Source organism: Paraburkholderia sp. SIMBA_027 (assembly GCF_046535315.1).
Lineage (GTDB): Bacteria > Pseudomonadota > Gammaproteobacteria > Burkholderiales > Burkholderiaceae > Paraburkholderia > Paraburkholderia tropica.
On record NZ_JAWRWY010000064.1, the window covers coordinates 1 to 1130 of the forward strand.

Consider the following 1130-nt stretch of genomic DNA (forward strand, 5'->3'; position numbering starts at 1 on the left):
CGTATTCACCGCGGCATGCTGATCCGCGATTACTAGCGATTCCAGCTTCACGCAGTCGAGTTGCAGACTGCGATCCGAACTGAGAACAGATTTGTGGGATTGGCTTAACCTCGCGGTTTCGCTGCCCTTTGTTCTGTCCATTGTAGCACGTGTGTAGCCCAGGTCATAAGGGGCATGATGATTTGACGTCATCCCCACCTTCCTCCGGTTTGTCACCGGCAGTCACCTTAGAGTGCCCAACTGAATGCTGGCAACTAAGATCAAGGGTTGCGCTCGTTGCGGGACTTAACCCAACATCTCACGACACGAGCTGACGACAACCATGCACCACCTGTCACTCTGCCCCCGAAGGGGACGTCCTATCTCTAGGATTGTCAGAGGATGTCAAGACCTGGTAAGGTTCTTCGCGTTGCTTCGAATTAAACCACATGCTCCACCGCTTGTGCGGGCCCCCGTCAATTCCTTTGAGTTTCAGTCTTGCGACCGTACTCCCCAGGCGGAGTGCTTAATGCGTTAGCTGCAGCACTAAGGGGCGGAAACCCCCTAACACTTAGCACTCATCGTTTACGGCGTGGACTACCAGGGTATCTAATCCTGTTCGCTCCCCACGCTTTCGCTCCTCAGCGTCAGTTACAGACCAGAGAGTCGCCTTCGCCACTGGTGTTCCTCCACATCTCTACGCATTTCACCGCTACACGTGGAATTCCACTCTCCTCTTCTGCACTCAAGTTCCCCAGTTTCCAATGACCCTCCCCGGTTGAGCCGGGGGCTTTCACATCAGACTTAAGAAACCGCCTGCGAGCCCTTTACGCCCAATAATTCCGGACAACGCTTGCCACCTACGTATTACCGCGGCTGCTGGCACGTAGTTAGCCGTGGCTTTCTGGTTAGGTACCGTCAAGGTGCCGCCCTATTTGAACGGCACTTGTTCTTCCCTAACAACAGAGCTTTACGATCCGAAAACCTTCATCACTCACGCGGCGTTGCTCCGTCAGACTTTCGTCCATTGCGGAAGATTCCCTACTGCTGCCTCCCGTAGGAGTCTGGGCCGTGTCTCAGTCCCAGTGTGGCCGATCACCCTCTCAGGTCGGCTACGCATCGTCGCCTTGGTGAGCCGTTACCTCACCAAC

General features: G+C 55.0%; 1 rRNA gene. It reads right to left on the reverse strand.

Annotation, left to right across the window (positions count from 1 at the left end):
* Nucleotides 1-1130: ribosomal RNA gene (locus SB764_RS38125) — 16S ribosomal RNA — on the reverse strand; the annotation flags it as partial.